General features: G+C 45.4%; 16 protein-coding genes. 5 read left to right on the plus strand and 11 right to left on the minus strand.

Annotation, left to right across the window (positions count from 1 at the left end):
• Positions 1–99 precede the first annotated feature (99 nt).
• The 4 genes from F890_RS14450 to F890_RS14465 all read left to right on the plus strand — a co-directional run bounded on the left by F890_RS14450 (position 100) and on the right by F890_RS14465 (position 3,969).
• Complete coding sequence (locus F890_RS14450; RefSeq protein ID WP_004278439.1) at positions 100–1,548, plus strand: coniferyl aldehyde dehydrogenase; 1,449 nt, start codon at positions 100–102, stop codon at positions 1,546–1,548.
• Positions 1,549–1,713: 165 nt separating this feature from the next.
• Positions 1,714–1,950, plus strand: a complete 237-nt coding sequence (gene rpmB / locus F890_RS14455) for a 50S ribosomal protein L28 (RefSeq protein ID WP_000048256.1) — start codon at positions 1,714–1,716, stop codon at positions 1,948–1,950.
• A 12-nt stretch (positions 1,951–1,962) separates the two neighbouring features.
• Positions 1,963–2,118, plus strand: a complete 156-nt coding sequence (gene rpmG / locus F890_RS14460) for a 50S ribosomal protein L33 (protein WP_001205031.1) — start codon at positions 1,963–1,965, stop codon at positions 2,116–2,118.
• Positions 2,119–2,253: 135 nt separating this feature from the next.
• Positions 2,254–3,969 carry a cation:proton antiporter gene (locus tag F890_RS14465; protein WP_005103028.1) on the plus strand — a complete coding sequence of 572 codons (1,716 nt, stop codon included), beginning with the start codon at positions 2,254–2,256 and terminating at the stop codon, positions 3,967–3,969.
• 260 nt (positions 3,970–4,229) lie between these two features.
• Here F890_RS14465 and F890_RS14470 read toward each other — a convergent pair whose 3' ends face one another.
• The 11 genes from F890_RS14470 to F890_RS14525 form a co-directional block, all read right to left on the minus strand.
• Positions 4,230–4,508, minus strand: coding sequence for a hypothetical protein (locus F890_RS14470; RefSeq protein ID WP_004278462.1), 279 nt, complete (start codon positions 4,506–4,508; stop codon positions 4,230–4,232).
• A 105-nt stretch (positions 4,509–4,613) separates the two neighbouring features.
• Positions 4,614–5,117 (minus strand): DUF6586 family protein, encoded by a 504-nt coding sequence (locus F890_RS14475; protein ID WP_004278463.1) that lies wholly within the window; start codon positions 5,115–5,117, stop codon positions 4,614–4,616.
• 194 nt (positions 5,118–5,311) lie between these two features.
• Positions 5,312–5,563: an RNA recognition motif domain-containing protein gene (locus F890_RS14480; RefSeq protein ID WP_005103025.1), complete on the minus strand. Its 252-nt coding sequence runs from the start codon at positions 5,561–5,563 to the stop codon at positions 5,312–5,314.
• A gap of 83 nt (positions 5,564–5,646) precedes the next feature.
• Positions 5,647–7,635, minus strand: a complete 1,989-nt coding sequence (locus F890_RS14485) for an ATP-dependent helicase (protein ID WP_005267500.1) — start codon at positions 7,633–7,635, stop codon at positions 5,647–5,649.
• A 152-nt stretch (positions 7,636–7,787) separates the two neighbouring features.
• On the minus strand, positions 7,788–8,927 hold the full coding sequence (locus F890_RS14490) for a glycerate kinase (RefSeq protein ID WP_005267502.1): 1,140 nt from the start codon (positions 8,925–8,927) through the stop codon (positions 7,788–7,790).
• A gap of 65 nt (positions 8,928–8,992) precedes the next feature.
• A complete protein-coding gene (locus F890_RS14495) occupies positions 8,993–9,748 on the minus strand; it encodes a hypothetical protein (protein ID WP_005267503.1) in 756 nt (251 codons plus the stop codon).
• Between the two features lie 5 nt (positions 9,749–9,753).
• On the minus strand, positions 9,754–10,560 hold the full coding sequence (locus F890_RS14500) for an NYN domain-containing protein (RefSeq protein WP_016806872.1): 807 nt from the start codon (positions 10,558–10,560) through the stop codon (positions 9,754–9,756).
• A gap of 93 nt (positions 10,561–10,653) precedes the next feature.
• Entirely contained in the window at positions 10,654–13,296 is a 2,643-nt protein-coding gene (topA, locus tag F890_RS14505) for a type I DNA topoisomerase (RefSeq protein WP_004647399.1), read from the minus strand.
• Positions 13,297–13,326: 30 nt separating this feature from the next.
• The gene (locus tag F890_RS14510) at positions 13,327–13,776 is read right to left on the minus strand and encodes a hypothetical protein (protein WP_004647398.1); all 450 of its coding nucleotides are present in this window, start codon (positions 13,774–13,776) and stop codon (positions 13,327–13,329) included.
• A 70-nt stretch (positions 13,777–13,846) separates the two neighbouring features.
• Positions 13,847–14,851 carry a hypothetical protein gene (locus tag F890_RS14515; RefSeq protein WP_004647397.1) on the minus strand — a complete coding sequence of 335 codons (1,005 nt, stop codon included), beginning with the start codon at positions 14,849–14,851 and terminating at the stop codon, positions 13,847–13,849.
• A 372-nt stretch (positions 14,852–15,223) separates the two neighbouring features.
• Positions 15,224–15,469: a SlyX family protein gene (locus F890_RS14525; RefSeq protein ID WP_005103014.1), complete on the minus strand. Its 246-nt coding sequence runs from the start codon at positions 15,467–15,469 to the stop codon at positions 15,224–15,226.
• A gap of 33 nt (positions 15,470–15,502) precedes the next feature.
• Between F890_RS14525 and F890_RS14530 the strand changes: the two genes are divergently transcribed.
• Positions 15,503–17,407 carry an ATP-binding cassette domain-containing protein gene (locus F890_RS14530; RefSeq protein WP_005267505.1) on the plus strand — a complete coding sequence of 635 codons (1,905 nt, stop codon included), beginning with the start codon at positions 15,503–15,505 and terminating at the stop codon, positions 17,405–17,407.
• The last annotated feature ends 79 nt before the right edge of the window (positions 17,408–17,486 follow it).

Below are 17,486 nucleotides of genomic sequence, written 5' to 3' on the forward strand. Positions count from 1 at the left end.
AGTTCATGCATTAGCAGCCTAACACACAAAGTCACTTGACTAATTAGAGTATTTGCTCTAAAAATTAATTAATCGATTTTTGAATAATGGTAGTGCGGCATGAACAGTCACACAAAAACAACATCAATGACACCACATTTTTTTGATAGCCAATATCTGAATGAAGTCTTGGCGCAACAAAAACACGCTTACTTACACTACCCTCTGCCGACTGCAAAGGAACGTATCGATCGTTTAGCTCGACTTAAGCGTATCTTAGTTAAGTATCAAGATCAATTTGCTGATGCAATTAATCAGGACTATGGTAACCGTTCAATCGGGGAAACCAAGATTGGTGAACTGCTCACCTGTCTGGAACATATCAAATATTACAGCAAAAACCTGACCCGGTGGATGAAACCCTCCAAGCGTCATGTCGGCATTATTCATCAGCCGGCTAAAGCCTGGGTACAATATCAGCCTTTAGGCGTGGTTGGGATTATCGCACCATGGAACTATCCGCTGTTGTTGTCGATTGGCCCCCTGATTTGCGCACTGGCGGCCGGCAACCATGCCATGATCAAAATTTCCAGTGCATCCGCTGCCTTTGGTGAAGTTTTAGAAAAAGCTTTGGCTGAAGCCTTCCCTAAAGAATTGGTCGCTGTGGTGAATGGTGGCGGTGTGATTTCAGATGCTTTCTGTCGTTTGCCTTTCGATAAACTGATTTTCACCGGCTCAACTGCAGTCGGTAAAACCGTCATGGCAGCCGCTGCCGAAAATCTGGTGCCGGTGATTCTGGAACTGGGCGGTAAATCGCCAGTACTGGTGCATCCATCGATTGATCTGCGCGATGTCGCGCAGCGGATTGCGGTGGGCAAACTCTGGAATGCCGGTCAGACCTGTGTAGCGCCAGACTATATGTTCCTGCCTCTCGGAAAAACTGCCGAGTTCATTGATCACTTTAAAGCCTGTGTCGAAAGCATGTATCCGGATATCACCCATAATCAGGATTACACCTCGATTATTAATGTCAAACAATATAACCGTCTGCAAGGCTATCTGGATGATGCGCGTGAACAGGGTGCGCAAGTCATTGAAATTAATCCGCGTAGTGAAAACTCGGCTGATCTGCGCAAGATTGCACCGACCATCGTGACCAATGTCACCCCGATGATGCAGATCATGCAGCATGAAATCTTTGGCCCACTGTTACCGATCATGGAATATGATCAAATTGACGATGTCATCGACTTTATTAATAGCCGTCCACGTCCACTTGCTTTATACTACTTCGACTTTGATCAGGCGCGTGCCGATTATGTCGCACAGCGTACCCATTCAGGGCATTTCGGGCAAAATACGGTACTGACCCATGTTGCGCAGGACGATCTACCATTTGGGGGTGTCGGTGCATCAGGTATGGGTAAATACCATGGCCCAGAAGGCTTCTTCAGTTTGTCGCATGAACGCTCAGTAATGTCGAATCCAAAGCTGTACAGCTTGAAATACATTCTGCCACCGTTCAATAAACCGATTCACAAGCTGATTTCGAAGACACTTCTCCGCTAAATGATCAAGGCATGAGCTATTGATATAGTTCGTGCCGCGTTTTGACGAAAATCGCTTGTCTTTTAAGCGCATTTTTGATATAAAACGCCCCTTGAATGATTTCAATCCGTTTATTTTTGACTGGCCATACAGATTTGCTGTTGGCTAAATCAATGGAGTTACACCATGTCTAAGGTTTGCCAAGTTACCGGCAAGCGTCCAGTCGTTGGTAACAACGTCTCACACGCCAACAACAAAACTAAGCGCCGGTTCGAGCCGAACCTGCACCACCACCGTTTCTGGTTAGAAAGCGAAAAACGTTTTGTACGTCTTCGTTTAACCACTAAAGGTATGCGTATTATCGACAAATTGGGCATTGAAAAGGTTGTTGCTGACCTACGTGCTCAAGGTCAAAAGATCTAAGGAGTCTGAACCATGCGTGATAAAATTCGCTTAGTTTCTTCAGCTGGTACAGGTTATTTCTATACCACGACTAAGAACAAACGTACTATGCCGGAAAAAATGGAAATCAAAAAATTTGATCCAAAAATCCGTCAACACGTAATCTTCAAAGAAGCTAAAATCAAATAATTTTAGTTTCTTTAAAAAAACGACCTTTGCGGGTCGTTTTTTTTTGCACTTTTTTTATCCGGCTTGATAAACTTTCTGCATGTTTTGGCACTTTTTGTGCTTATTTCCCAGCAAACCTAGCTAAAGGAGTATTTAGTGCCACATGACGTAGAGCTCATTATATTACTGGCTGTTGGTTTTGGCTTAGCTTTGGTCTTTGGCTATCTCGCTGCACGGCTGCGTCTTCCCCCTTTGATCGGCTATCTCATTGCCGGCATTCTGATTAGTCCCCACACACCCGGTGTGGTCGGTGATATTCATCTGGCCAACCAGCTGGCAGAACTTGGCGTCATGTTCCTGATGTTTGGTGTCGGGATGCATTTTTCCCTGAACGATCTGATGCAGGTCCGCCGGATTGCCCTGCCTGGTGCGATTTTACAGATTGCAGTTGCCACCTTGCTCGGGGTCGGAGTTTCGATGCTGTGGGGCTGGAGCTTTGGCTCAGCGCTGGTCTTCGGCCTAAGCTTGTCCTGTGCCAGTACCGTGGTGCTACTCAAAGCGCTTGGTGATCGCGGCCTGCTCGATTCGATCAATGGCCGGATTGCTGTTGGCTGGTTGCTGGTCGAAGATCTGGTCATGGTCTTGGCGCTGGTACTGTTACCTGCCACTGCGGTGCTTTTAGGTGGGCAAGCGCTGGAAGGTGCAAGCGATGAGAATATCTGGCTCACCTTAGGCATTACCCTGCTCAAAGTCGCAGGTTTTATTGCCTTCATGCTGATTATTGGTAAACGCTTGATTCCGATGATCATACAGGTGGTGGCACGTCTCGGTTCACGTGAGCTGTTTACCTTAACTGTGGTGGCAGCTGCTGTTTCGATTGCCTTTGGTGCCTATAAAGTCTTTGGCGTGTCGATGGCACTGGGTGCTTTCTTTGCCGGAATGGTCGTTAAGGAATCTGATTTCAGTCATCGTGCTGAAGAAGAAACCTTACCACTGCGTGAAATTTTCTCGATTTTATTCTTTGTTTCCGTCGGCATGCTGTTTGATCCGCGCATTTTGCTGGAACAGCCTTTACATGTACTGGCCGTGGTCGCGATTATCATGATTGGTAAAACTATTGCTGCGATGGCACTGGTGCTGTTCTTCCGTTATCCGATCAATACCGCCTTGACCGTCGGTGCTTCTCTGGCACAGATTGGTGAGTTCTCCTTTATTTTGGCTGCACTCGGTGTTTCGCTCAACCTGCTTTCGCTGGAAGGTCAAAACCTGATTCTAGCAGGTGCCTTAATTTCGATTACGCTTAACTCCTTTATCTTTTCCGCGATTGAGCCGGTACAGAAATGGATTCGGGAACGCTCGACTCTGGCCCGATTACTGGAACGCAGTGGTGACCCTCTGGCGATGTTACCCGATGAAGTCTCACAGGATTACCTGCGCGATCAGGTGGTCATTATTGGCCATGGTGAGGTGGGGCGTCGCATTACCCGCTCATTGATGCAAGAAAATATCAAGGTGGTCATTGCCGAAGAAAACCGTGACATCGTCGAAAACCTACGTGAGAAAGGCATTGCTGCGGTGTCTGGTGTTGCCACTGAGGCTGGCGTACTGATTCAGGCACATATCCAGCATGCGCGCTTACTGGTCATTTCCCCTATGGATATCATCGATATTCATAAAATTGTCGATATTGCCAAGACCTTGAATCCACAAATTCAGGTACTGGTCTGTGCAGAAAGCAAGGAAGAAGCTGAAGCCATTCGTCGGGATAATGTCGGTGCTGTTTATTATGCCAAAGAAGAAATGGCGAAAAATATGAGCAATCATATTTTGAACCAGATTGAGATCGCGCATCAGCATACGCCTTCTCATTAAAGTTTTTCTTTGAATAAACACTGAATAAAAAAAAGTTGCCGGATCTGGCAACTTTTTTTTATCAACATCAATATATCTTTGAACCAAAGACTTTATTAACACACTGGCTTCAGTCTGCTCATGACCCAAATTTTAAAATACTGATTTTTCATCTTCATTTTAAATGAACGTTTTTATGGTACTTAAAATCTGCCTAATTTAATAACCTATAAAACTCAAAAAGCACACCGATAGTGTGCTTTCTAAATAAGTTTCAACGATTAACTCATATACTTTGGTTCTTCATCCACAACTTCAGCCTGCCATTCATTGACCTGCTGTTCCAGCAAACCATAGAGTGCTGCCTGAATCATCTGTTGCGCAATCACGGGCGTCTGCTCTCCAAGTAGAGCTTTTACCTCATCATTAAATTGAATCATGACCAAAGGCTGTTTATGTGAGCCTGCATTGCGTAGAGCCAACGCGCCACCTTCAAGTTGAACGAGTTCTAAAATCGCGTCTTGATTACCAAATAAATCTTTCAACTGTTCTATAGACATATATCCTCCATGTTCAACATGGTGGCAAAGCGCCGGGTGCACTTTGCATCATTAGAGTAATTGATATAGGGTTAAAAATTGCAATTTCAAGTACAGCCGATCCGATTAAAATTCAATCATCTCATTACGAAAACCATCAATTAATTGCGTCAGGTCACGATGCCACTCTCTCAATATAGCAGTATCAGGTAACCACGCTTGTGGAGACTGTGTGACTTTAATGATGAGATTTGAGGAGGTTTCGTCTTCAGGTTCTGGGGTACTTGGTTCGGGCGCATACTGGCACAGACGGTACGCGCGCTTCAGTTCAGCAATGAAACCGCTCTTGGACAAATGTTGCAATACCGCCACTTCTGGCGAAATCTGGCCTTTGGCCGCCATCAGTTCTTCGATCGATTTTAGCGTCGGATGAGGATCATTCAGGCGATAGTAACGCACCAGTTCCTGTAAAAATGCTAACAAAGCACCATGCAAATGAAACACAGTTGCTTCACGTTGTGCCTGAGCCTGTTGTACATGTTCGGTTTGCTCTGCTTGCTGGCAGGATAGACGGGCAAAATACAGTTTTTGATTGGTACGGTCCGCATGATAGCGAGCAACACGGGTCATCGAGATTTCCTAAGGTTTAAAACAAATTTTGGCTTTTATAAAGTAAAAGGTTCGCCTGCATTTCGCAATCAAAAGATGTTTAGACTGAATCCATCCAGCACTGAAATTCAGAGCATTGAGCTCACTAATTAAGTACGGCGATACTAAATTGTAGCCATAAAAAAAGGAGCCTATCAAGTGCTCCTTTTTTGAGTTTAAGCCTGAGGCTTGTCTTCTGTGGCTTTCACGCGGATGCCATGTCCGTGTAGGCGTAAAGTGTTCAGGCCTTTAATGGCTTTGACTGCTTCACGGCCATGCGGCATTTCTACAAAAGCAAAACCTTTTGATTTGCCTGTTGCTGCATCAAGCACCAAAGTACAGGTCTCCACTGTGCCATATTCCTGGAACAGTTTCAGTAATTCGGCTTCTGTGACCGTACGTTCTAAATTACGAACTAAAATTTTCATCTTACAACCTTAAGAAGATAGGCAAAAAATATCAAAAAGCACGCGCCTACTCTACTTTTTGCATGAAACAACTTTGCCATAGTTTAATCGAGATCAATCCCAAAATCTAAATTAATCGACTTGCGTTCAATCAAGGCACTTTTTACAGTTTGCTGCCGGGTTTTGTAATGGGTTTCCGTGGTGCATAAATGCCGGGTGAGATCATTCAGGAAATAGCTTTCGACTTTACGCCCCTGCTCATCGACCGTTTCCCGCGCCCAATGATTCAGGTTCTGTTTGGTCAGAATTAATTCATTTTTTGCCCGGGTCAACGCCACATACAGCACACGACGTTCTTCTTCGACATCATCAAAATCACCTTGAGCACGCGCATGCGGATAATTCCCCGGCGTCACATTGGCTACATAACAGACATTTTGCTCGGTGCCTTTGGCCGAGTGAATGGTGATTAAGGTCACCACATCATGATCCGACTGGCGCTCGATTTCCGAGATTGACACCGGATCCAGTACATATTCCTCTAAAAATTCACTCAGCTGTGAATGCTTGGACGCCAGCTGTTTGACCAGTTCAAAATCACTCTGGCGACGTGGCCAATCCTTTTTATAGTTTTCCGCCAACTGCGATTCAATCGCCTGAATCGCAAGACCGACACAGGCTTGCACTTCGCCTTTGAGCACACTCATCTGCTGCATGATCAGAATGGTTTCTAATGGTATCTTGCCAAATTTTTCCAAATTATCTGCAATAGCTTCCATTTCCGGTTCAGCCAATAACTGCTGCGATAGCTTACTGGCACCCACATCACCAACACCATTCCACAGGGTCAAGAAACGCATCCAGGCGATATCATCCAGCGGATTGGCGACTACGCGCAGCATGCTGAGCAAATCTTTGACATGCGCCGTTTCCAGCAGCTTCATGCCACCAATAAAGCGATATGGCACATTAGCCGCGATACAAGCTGCTTCAATATGCCGTGCGGCAAAGCTGGAGCGTACCAAGACCATATGCTCGCCCCATTTGCTGCCTTGCAGATAATGACGCTCTTTAATATCAATCGCGATCCATTTAGCTTCATCAAATTCATTCGGGAAGATATGCATACGCGGCTTAATGCCTTCTCCGCGATACGCTTCCAGACGTTTGTCATATTTGATTTCAGACTGATCGAGCAGCCAGTTGGACAGATCCAGAATTTCCTGGGTCGAGCGGTAGTTTTTTTCTAATTTGAAAATCTGCGCATCTGGCACACGTTCTTTGAAATGGTGAATATTTTCAAAGTCTGCACCACGAAAGCCATAAATCGACTGCGCATCATCACCGACACAGAACAGGCTGATCCGGTCTTTAAGTGGCTCCAGCAAAGCCCATTGCAATGGATTAGTATCCTGCATTTCATCGACCAGCATATGCCGACAGATCGAAGCGACATAGTCGACCAGACCTTCGGACTGTGCCAGCGCCGTAGCCACTACCGCCAGAATATCGTCATAGTCCAGAAAGCTGCGTGCCTGCTTACGTGCTTCATATTCTTTCATGATTTCGGCAATCTGGTCTTTGAGAGCCAGATATTCAGGCATCTGTTTTTCCAGCGCCAGACTAAGCTTTTGCCGGGTATTCCTTGCAAAAGAATACAAATCACATAATTCCTGAGGCTTAGGCAGATGATTGGGATTTTTCTTGTCATCACGACCGCGAATCAGGCGGAACATCATCAGCTGATCATCACGATCAATAATCGAAAACTGTTCCAGACCAAAAGCTTTCGGAATACGGCGCAGCAGATACATACAGAAGGTATGAAAGGTCGAGGCCCGCAGTCCCTTGGCTTCTTCACCAAGTGCCAGTTCGACACGCGCCACAATTTCACTGGCAGCCCGGCGGGTAAAGGTCAGAATCTGAATCTGGTTGGCAGGCACACCCTGCTCAATCAAGTAAGCTGCGCGTGCCACGATGGTTTTGGTTTTGCCACAACCTGCCCCGGCCAGCACCAAACTGTGTTTTGCTTCTGTGGTCGCTGCTTGCTTTTGTTGGGGATTTAATTCATCAATCAGGGTGGCTAAACTCATTTTCACTCATCATTTTGTGGATGTATGTAGTTTAACAGATCGCTTCCAGAATTATGGCTTTTCAGTTGTCCTGAAACTGTCTCCAATTTTATTTCCTGATTTGATATTAGCTAACGACAGGGCGTGCTGGATTGCAGGAGAGAGAAATACTTTCACTGTGTCAAAAGATTTTTGACTATCTCAGTGACAGCTTTCTCCAAGTTCATTTCTGCATTTTTTAAGGCTTCTTCTAAAGGACAATCTGGTGGATTAATACCAATAATCTGGCTAAATCCTGACTCAAACAGATCCTCAATTCCTTCACCGGCTAAACCCGCAAAAGCAATTACCGGTTTATTGAAGTGTTTTGCAACCTGCGCTACACCAAACGGCGTTTTGCCAAATTTGGTTTGAAAATCAATTTTACCTTCACCGGTAAATACATAATCTGCTTGCGCTATTTTCTCGCTGAGTTGAACCTGTTCAATCATCAGCTCTACACCTGATCGAATAGAAGCAGCAGTGAATGCTATTAAACCAAAACCCAGTCCACCGGCAGCACCAGCCCCTGCAACATGACGATAATCACGGCCAAACTGCCCAGCGACTACATCGGCAAAATACCCAAAGTTTTGATCCAGTTGCTTGACCATTTCAGGCATTGCCCCTTTCTGTGGGCCAAAGATATAAGAGGCACCACTTGGCCCACACAACGGATTATTGACATCCGATGCAATGAGTATTTCAGTATCTGCTAAACGTGGATCCAGTTCGGATAGATCCATTGATTTGACCAGTTCTAAGTTTCCACCACAGACCTGAATTGACTCTCCCGCATGATTTAAAAACCGCACACCCAATGCTTGCGCCATGCCCGCACCCGCATCATTGGTGACACTGCCACCTAAACCGACAATGATTTTTTTCACTCCCAAGTCCAGCGCCCGTTTGATCATTTCTCCTGTGCCATAGGTTGTAGTCAGCATCGGGTTACGCTTTTCTGCTGCAAGCAAATGTATGCCATTGGCTTTGGCCATTTCAATCACGGCAGTCTGGCCTGCATCAACCATCCCCCAATAGGTCTGGATACGTTGCTCAGATAATGGCCCGGTCACTTCACATGCAATACTTTCCCCCTTCAAGCTTGAAATCAGTGCATCGACCGTGCCTTCACCGCCATCAGCCATTGGCACATGAATAATGTGGGCATCCGGAATGACGTTCTGAATACCGCGTTGCATGGCCTGACAAGCCTGCGCAGCAGACATGCTTTCTTTAAACGAGTCAGGAGCAAGCACAAAGGTGAGCGGCATGGTGTGATCTTTTATCCACAAATGAAGTCTAAATTGTGGATAAATCCAGCACTATCCACAAGTCTTTATTTCCAGCCCAGTTCAATTGCAGTTATCTCATTAATCAAGGTTTGATTTAAAGATTCTGGCATTTTACTGGTGGTTTGAGACAGTGGAATATGTCCTGCCATCAGCTCCGCCTTGGTTTGCGGAAATAAGGGTTGCTGATCTGGAAATGCATAACCCAGCGGATAAATCGGTTGACCTGTCGCTAAATCATATTTATCCGAAGCGCCAAAGGCATGCAGCAATTCATGCACCAATACAATTTTATTCTGTTTAGTCTGTTGCTTGGATGCAAATAGATTTATCGAACCAATCCGGCCTTTTTGCAAGGCAGTGGAATGTTTCAATTGCTTGGTCTGCACAGGATCATAGTAATTTAAAAATAAAGTCACATTAGCTGAAGGGTCTGAACTCTGTCGCTGTTTCCAAGCATAGAACCGGAATTTTAAACTCCATAAAACTGTATCGATGAGCGAGTCTTGCTCAGGGACTTTGGGTGGTAGAACTTGAAGCTCACGGCCTAAATTAAAATAAAAATAAGTCGGCTGTCCACGATACTGCTGAGCTGCTTTTTCCAGATATTCCCGCGCTCCATTCAGGTCCTGAGCTGACAGTTGCTGGATATATTGCTGTGTGGTCGGTAATCCATCGGCATTAATCGGATGCAGCAACACAATAATCGGCTTTGACCAGTTCTGGTTTTGATCACGATAGGCATTGACCGCGACAATCAATAAGATGATTAATAAAATCAGAATCCGAATCTTTTTCCACATATCGATTACACACTCTGCTTTTTCATTTTTCTTAAATACATCTGACTCATTTCTATTTTTGTTTCAAATAAATTTAAAGTTTTTATTAATCCTGACAATTTGGCTCTACCATAGTTACGAGAGTCAAAATCAGGCTTTACTGCACTGATATACTGCCCGACCATCCCTAAATTCGCCCATCCATTATCATCGGCATTATCTTTTACAGCTTTATAAATCAGATTCAGCGTAGCTCGATCCATCGTTTCAGGAAGATTCGAATTTTCCTTAGGCTGAGGCAAAATTTTATGATCAAGAGATTTGTCAGAGCTTAATACTTTCTTTTGGGAAACATTAGAAAGTTCATCATCTTCCTGTTGCTTGATTTCACTATCTACAAGTAAATTTTCGATATAAATGAACTTGTCACAGGCTTTCTTAAATGCTTCAGGTGTAGCTTTTTTGCCAAAGCCATACACAGTTAGACCATTTTCACGAATACGTGAAGCTAAGGGCGTGAAATCACTATCACTGGATACAATACAAAATCCATCTAATGCACCTGCATAAAGTAAATCCATAGCATCAATGATCAGGATCATATCCGTCGCATCTTTACCCTTGGTATAAGCGAATTGTTGTACCGGAGTGATGGCATGAGGAAGGAGTACATCTCGCCATTTCTTTAACGTTTCGCTGCTCCAGTCCCCATACACACGTTTGACACTGGCAATTCCATATTTCGCAACTTCTTCCAACACTAATGAAATCGCGTTGATAGAAGAATTATCCGCATCGATTAATACAGCGAATTTTTTTGTCTGAATATCCACATCCACCCCAAAATATTATTTTTAATTTTTTATATACATGATTCTGACATAAAAAATGCCGACTTTCGTCAGCATTTTTTTGAATCTTAGAGTTTAGGCTTCAACCCATTTCCCGTCCTGATAAACCAGAGACCATTTGGTTTGCTTACCTTCTGCAGTTTCCGAACCAATATATTGTGACTGGTTCTTACGGCTAAATTTTACCAGAGTTGGATTCCCTTCCGGGTCCACATCAGGTGCCTGCAAGATAAACTGATACTTTGGATCAAGCTGGTCGGCAACAGAACGAATCTCGGCCACTTTCGGTGCACGGGTTTCACGCACTTTCGGGAACTTGCTTGCCGCCAGGAATAAACCGGCTGCACCGTCACGCAGTACAAAGAAATCGTCATGCTTGGCAGAACGTAAATGCTCCATCTTGATCGGATCCACACGTGGAGGCGCAGGCTGACCGCTCTTTAAGACTTTACGGGTATTGTCACAGCTGGTACAGGCAAAATACGGACCAAAACGACCCGTCTTCAGCTGCATTTCACCATCACACTTGTCGCATGGGATACTCGGGCCATCATAGCCTTTAATTTTGAACTCACCTTCTTCAAGTTCAAAACCACTACAGTCCGGGTTATTCCCACAGATATGCAGTTTACGGCCGCCATCAATCACATAGCTGTCCATGGCAGTTTCACAGATCGGACAACGCTTCTTCGACATCAGGTCAGCAGTTTCCGCAGCCTCATCATCAGATAATGCAGCCAGAGACTCAACTGGTGTCAGGTTCAAGGTTCCTTTACAACGCTCTTTCGGCGGTAGGTTATAGCCTGAACAACCCAAGAATACGCCTGTGGTTCCGGTACGAATCTGCATTGGACGGTCACATTCTTTACAGTGTACTGCATCCACTTCTACAGGCTGATTACGGCGCATACCGTTCTCGCCTTGCGCCGTAGTCAAACGTTGCTTAAAATCGCCATAGAAGCTGTCTAATAACTCTTTCCAGTTACGCTCACCATCTGCTACTTTATCCAGCTGACCTTCAAGATCTGCGGTAAAGGCATAGTTCATCAGATTACTAAAATTTTCATCCAGACGATCGGTAACGATCTCACCCATCTTCTCGGCATAGAGACGACGGTTATCCAGTTTCACATAACCACGATCCTGAATGGTCGAGATAATCGCAGCATAGGTCGATGGACGGCCAATGCCTTTTTTCTCGAGTTCTTTGACCAGTGAGGCTTCAGTAAAACGAGCTGGTGGCTTGGTGAAATGTTGAGATGGATCAAGTTTCTCAAGTTTAAGCACTTCACCGACTTTGACCGCAGGCAATAAAATATCGTCATCGGCTTTATTGGCACCACGCACGCGGGTAAAGCCATCAAAGACCAAGGTACGGCCTTTGGCTTTCAGTTCTACGCCATTGGCATCCACCAAAATGGTAGAAGACAGATATTCTGCCGGAGTCATCTGACAAGCAACAAACTGGCGCCAGATCAAGTCATAGAGGCGCTGTGCATCACGCTCAACACCCACCAGACTGTCGCCTTTTAAGCCAACCATAGATGGACGAATCGCCTCATGCGCTTCTTGCGCACCGGCTTTATTGCCATAGCGGTTTGGTTTGGCCGGCAGGTACTTCTCACCAAATTCTGATTCGATATGGCCACGGACCATGCTTACCGCATCATCACTCAGGAAGGTCGAGTCGGTACGCATATAGGTAATGAAACCGGCTTCATACAGGCGCTGCGCCAACATCATGGTTTTCTTCACAGAAAAACCGAGACGGGTACTGGCCGCCTGTTGCAACGTTGACGTGATATAGGGCGCGCTTGGATTGACTTTGGTTGGCTTATCTTCACGGGCAGAAACGGTATAATCCGCATCTTTAATCAGGTTTAACAGTGCATCCGTTTCGTCTTTATTACGAAGCTTTAAAGTCTTGCCATTTTGCTTGACTGCTTCCAGACGGATGTCATCTTTTTTCGATTTGGTATCGGCAAACACCTGCCAGTATTCTTCAGGAATAAAGGCCCGAATTTCACGTTCGCGTTCAACCACCAGTTTCACCGCAACCGACTGTACACGACCGGCTGACAGGCCACGGGCAATCTTTTCCCAAAGCAATGGCGAAATCATAAAACCCACGACACGATCCAGGAAACGGCGTGCCTGCTGCGCATTGACTTTATTGGTATCCAGACGTGACGGATGCTTAAAGGCATCCTGAATCGCGTTTTTGGTAATTTCGTTGAAGACCACACGCTGATAACGCGAATCATCACCGCCGATGACTTCTTTTAAATGCCAGGCAATCGCTTCCCCTTCCCTGTCCATATCCGTTGCCAGATAGACTTCATCGACTTGCGATGCCAGTTTTTTCAGTTCGGCAACTACATGTTCTTTGCCAGGAAGGACTTCGTATTTGGCTTTCCAGTCATGTTCCGGATCGACACCCATGCGGTTAATTAACGCATTCTGTGATTTTTCAGCTTTTTCTGCATCCGTCAGTTTGGTACGTGTCGCCGGTTTTTTCTCTGTCGATTTTGCAGAACCGCCAGTCGGCAAGTCACGCACATGACCCACTGATGATTTTACGATGTAGTTCGGACCAAGGTACTTATTGATTGTTTTCGCTTTTGCAGGCGACTCCACAATCACTAGGGCACGCTTGCTTCCAGCGTCGGGAGACTTCGCTGTGCTGCTTTTTGATGTGGACCGAGGAGCGTTCGCCATAATTAACCGTTAATCCTGTTTATTTCTAAATTAAAGTTCAGCCAAAGCGTGTAACAGCGCTTTGATGTCGTCGAGTTGGGTCGCTCTTAAATCAGCTTCTTCATCCCAATACATACCGACACAGTTGGCCTGCATATCAATAGCATAAATGCCTTTTAATGCAATGGGAAAATCTTTAAATTTCTCATCACCCTGCACGATTTCGAGTTTATTATCGACAACACGGGCGCGCATCAAGGGTAAACGCGCATCTGGCATCAGCACACTGTAGTATGCGACCATACTGGCACGACTTTCAGTCGCCTTGGGAATTTTGGTCCAGTCCGGTGCCACCACCAGACGTGGATGCAAACCCATTTTACGGGCTTTATCACGCATCAGCCCCAAGGCTTTTTCTCGGGGACTTACACGTAACCCGAAAATCGACCCTATGACGAAAATGATGATGACCACCGTCACCCAGATTCCAGTGTTTTCCATAGTTCAACCTTTATGTTCTATTATTAGAGTTGCATAAGCACAATATAAAACGCAAGTTTGCACGATAAAATTAATTCAGGAACATTTCATGACTATATAAAATTTCGTGACCATTCCAGTAAATATAACCTTTCTCGATCAGCTCTTTCAGCAGCAAGCGAATGTCCGATTTCGGAAATAACTGTTCCAGTAAATCACGCAGCTCATAAATGTCTTTGGGTTTATTGCCCTGCAATTCACGCAGTTTACGTGCCACTTCCAGTTGTACCGGATCGATCCGGCCAAAGTTCTTGAACAGGTCTTGCTGTGCCGACTGGATTGGTGACCTGAGTATTTCAGATTCAACTGGAGCTTCTTCTGCCTTCAGTTGGGAAATGACCTGATCCAGTTTTGGATTTTCAACCGGGCTTTGTTCATCCAGATTGAGTTGCAGCCATTGTTTCAAAACTTTTTTGCGGAAGCTGATCTGCTCATCATAGCGTTTGACGATTTTCAGGTTAATCAGCATCCCGACCACATGCTGAGCTTTTACCGGCATCACTTGCAGAATATTCGCCACTGAGTTTTTTAGGGTTTCCACCGTATTCGGTTTGCCGCTCATTTTCCCTAACGCATCACAGTATTTTTTCACCAGTTGCAAGGCAGGTTTGTTCTTGATGGTATCCAGACTCGGAAGATGATTTTTAGGTTGATCGGTTGGAATGTTTGTCTCATCAGGCTGAATCTGAATCAGGTGACACGTAATATCAGAAGTTTGCAGCATCTGTTGCAACATTTCGCAACTGTCCATCGCCGAGATCAATTTAACCTCGGTTTCCGGCTCCAGTAGCGCCATAAGCTGACCGACAATGACCGCATATTCATATTCTTTTTGTGGCGATTCAGGCGTGTCCAGTACCACCACCTGACCACTGCTAACCCAGCCGGCAAGCTCGGTTAAATCCTCTAAGGAGAATTCAAATTTTCCAGCACAGCTAAACAGATATAAAGTCGAATAATGCGCCACAATCTCACGCATTAACTTGGCTGTGGGGAAATTATTTTCGAGGTCGAGTAGAACAACTTTTGGGTGCATGGGACGCAATTCCGGAATGTACCTGAGAGCCGGTATTAGAGTAGGAAGTGAGTGAAAGGTCAAATAATTTTACGACTGAATGGGTGCAGGCCTGTTTCGGCAGAGGGCCAAACTGCATTTTATGAAATGCCTGCAAGAAATCTGTTTACGAGCGCGAATGTTTGTTTTCAGCAGAAAAACTCTTTTAAACTTGATGATCGCGCTGCGCTTTATTACTTTTCTTTTATATGCGGATTTAATGCAATTTAAAAGCCAATTCAAAAAAATAATATTTCTCTTTTTAACATCTTATCGATTGGCTCATTTTTATTTTTCAATAAAAAACCCTTAGATCAGCTAAGGGTTGTTGTTGATTAAATCATTGGTTGCAAATTAATAATGCGGTGGGCGATCTGCAACCGGATCAAATTCTGCAATGCCTTCAGACAGATCTGAAGACTCAACACGTTGATATAACAGCATCATTTGCTTTTTCAGATCAGCAATTTCCAGGGTCTGTTTGGCCACCTGATCATTCAACTGTTCAACTAAATCGTCTAAAAATGCAATTCGCACTTGCAAATCTTCAATGGGTGCGGAAAATGACGCCTGATCATTTAGATTTTGTTGTTTAGTCATTTAAAGTCCTCATTGGGGATTTCAGGAAACATTATGGCCTATATTACCCTTAGGGATGTCCAACTTGCGTTTGGTGGACCCGCCCTGCTCAACGGCGCGAATTTTAACTTGGAGCGCGGCGAACGAGTGTGTTTGATTGGCCGTAATGGTGAGGGTAAGTCTACCTTACTTAAGCTGATTGAAGGAAGTTTACTGCCGGATAGCGGCGAAGTTTCATTACAAAATGGCATCACGATTTCGATGCTGGCGCAAGATGTACCGATGGACTCAGGCCGAGTGGCGGATATCGTGGCTGACGGTGCCGGTGAAGCGTCGGAAGTTTTGCGTGCCTACCATGCAGCCAGTGAAGCCTGTGTACTGGGCGATATGGACGCTTGTGACCGCATGGGTAATCTGCAACACAAAATGGACCAGCTCGATGGCTGGGCGCTGGAAACCAAGGTCAATTCGATTTTAAGCAAAATGGGTCTGGACCCAGATGCAGATCTTGCCGATTTGTCGGGTGGTCGTAAGCGTCGTGTCTTGCTGGCACGTGCCCTGCTCACCCAACCCGATGTGCTGTTACTCGATGAACCGACGAACCATTTAGACGTTGAAAGTATCGAATGGCTGGAAAAATTCCTGCTCGATCAAAACAATTTGACCCTACTGTTCATTTCGCATGACCGTGCCTTTGTCGATAGCATTGCCACCCGTATTGTCGAGCTGGATCGTGGTCAATTGCGCAGTTATGAAGGTAACTATTCACGTTACTTAGAACTCAAAGCCATGCAAATGGAAGCTGAAGAAAAGCAGAATGCGCTGTTTGATAAAAAGCTGGCTGAAGAAGAAGTCTGGATCCGTCAGGGCATCAAAGCACGCCGTACCCGTAACGAAGGTCGTGTTCGCGCCCTAAAAGCACTGCGTGAAGAATCCAAAGCGCGCCGTTCGCAACAAGGTAAAGTGGCGATGGCGACTCAGGATGCCAACCGTTCCGGCAAACTGGTCTTTGAGATTGAGAACCTGAGTGTGAAATTCGGTGACAATGCACCGATCATTAACAACTTCTCGGCACTGGTTTTACGCGGTGACCGTATCGGTCTGGTCGGTGATAACGGTGTCGGTAAAACCACACTGATTAAAGCCATTCTGGGCGAGCTTGAGCATGGCGGCACGGTGAAAACCGGTACACAGCTGGAAGTAGCCTATTTCGACCAACTGCGTAATGCACTGGATCTGGAAAAGTCGGTCAAAGATAATGTTTCTGAAGGTTCTGACCACGTGGATGTGAATGGTAACCGTCGTCATATCTATAGCTATTTACAGGACTTCCTGTTCTCGCCAGAACGTGCACGTACTCCAGTCAAAGCGTTGTCTGGTGGTGAACGCAACCGTATCTTATTGGCGAAACTGTTGCTGAAACCATCGAACCTGATTGTGATGGATGAGCCAACCAACGATCTGGATATGGTGACCTTAGAGTTACTGGAAGAAATGCTCGGTGGCTACAAAGGCACCCTACTGTTGATCTCGCATGACCGTGCCTTTATGGACAACGTGGTGACATCCACTTGGGTCTTTGATGGTAAAGGCAATATCGACGAATATGTCGGCGGTTATCAGGATTATCTTGAACAGCGTCCGGATCAAACCGTGGTTGACCAAAAAAGTGCCGTGAAAAAAGCCATGGCCAAAGCAGAAGCTGAGGCGGCACCGGTCGCTGCCAAGAAAGTTAAGCTTAGCTACAAGGACCAGCGTGCACTCGAACAGCTTCCAGCTGAAATGGAAGCGCTGGAAAAAGAGCAGACCGAGATCAATACACAACTGGCTGATGGCTCTTTATTTGTGACTGATTCCGATAAAGCACTGAAACTGTCTAAACGCTTATCCGAAATTGATGAGCTGTTACTGGAAAAATTAGAGCGTTGGGAAGAACTGGACAACCTAAGTAACGGCTAAATATTCCCCGAGCTTTTACTAAAGCATCTGTATTCGTACAGATGCTTTTTTATTTCAATAATCTTCTCTGTTAGACTGC

The sequence above is a fragment of the Acinetobacter sp. CIP 64.7 genome (assembly GCF_000369745.1).
GTDB classification, from domain to species: domain Bacteria; phylum Pseudomonadota; class Gammaproteobacteria; order Pseudomonadales; family Moraxellaceae; genus Acinetobacter; species Acinetobacter fasciculus.

Excerpts from the sequence above, each read along its gene's own strand:
- F890_RS14450 (WP_004278439.1), top strand. The coding sequence starts at position 100 with ATGAACAGTCACACAAAAACAACATCAATGACACCACATTTTTTTGAT.
- rpmB (WP_000048256.1), top strand. The coding sequence starts at position 1,714 with ATGTCTAAGGTTTGCCAAGTTACCGGCAAGCGTCCAGTCGTTGGTAAC.
- rpmG (WP_001205031.1), top strand. The coding sequence starts at position 1,963 with ATGCGTGATAAAATTCGCTTAGTTTCTTCAGCTGGTACAGGTTATTTC.
- F890_RS14470 (WP_004278462.1), bottom strand. The coding sequence starts at position 4,508 with ATGTCTATAGAACAGTTGAAAGATTTATTTGGTAATCAAGACGCGATT.
- F890_RS14475 (WP_004278463.1), bottom strand. The coding sequence starts at position 5,117 with ATGACCCGTGTTGCTCGCTATCATGCGGACCGTACCAATCAAAAACTG.
- F890_RS14480 (WP_005103025.1), bottom strand. The coding sequence starts at position 5,563 with ATGAAAATTTTAGTTCGTAATTTAGAACGTACGGTCACAGAAGCCGAA.
- F890_RS14485 (WP_005267500.1), bottom strand. The coding sequence starts at position 7,635 with ATGAGTTTAGCCACCCTGATTGATGAATTAAATCCCCAACAAAAGCAA.
- F890_RS14490 (WP_005267502.1), bottom strand. The coding sequence starts at position 8,927 with ATGCCGCTCACCTTTGTGCTTGCTCCTGACTCGTTTAAAGAAAGCATG.
- F890_RS14495 (WP_005267503.1), bottom strand. The coding sequence starts at position 9,748 with ATGTGGAAAAAGATTCGGATTCTGATTTTATTAATCATCTTATTGATT.
- topA (WP_004647399.1), bottom strand. The coding sequence starts at position 13,296 with ATGGCGAACGCTCCTCGGTCCACATCAAAAAGCAGCACAGCGAAGTCT.
- F890_RS14510 (WP_004647398.1), bottom strand. The coding sequence starts at position 13,776 with ATGGAAAACACTGGAATCTGGGTGACGGTGGTCATCATCATTTTCGTC.
- F890_RS14515 (WP_004647397.1), bottom strand. The coding sequence starts at position 14,851 with ATGCACCCAAAAGTTGTTCTACTCGACCTCGAAAATAATTTCCCCACA.
- F890_RS14525 (WP_005103014.1), bottom strand. The coding sequence starts at position 15,469 with ATGACTAAACAACAAAATCTAAATGATCAGGCGTCATTTTCCGCACCC.
- F890_RS14530 (WP_005267505.1), top strand. The coding sequence starts at position 15,503 with ATGGCCTATATTACCCTTAGGGATGTCCAACTTGCGTTTGGTGGACCC.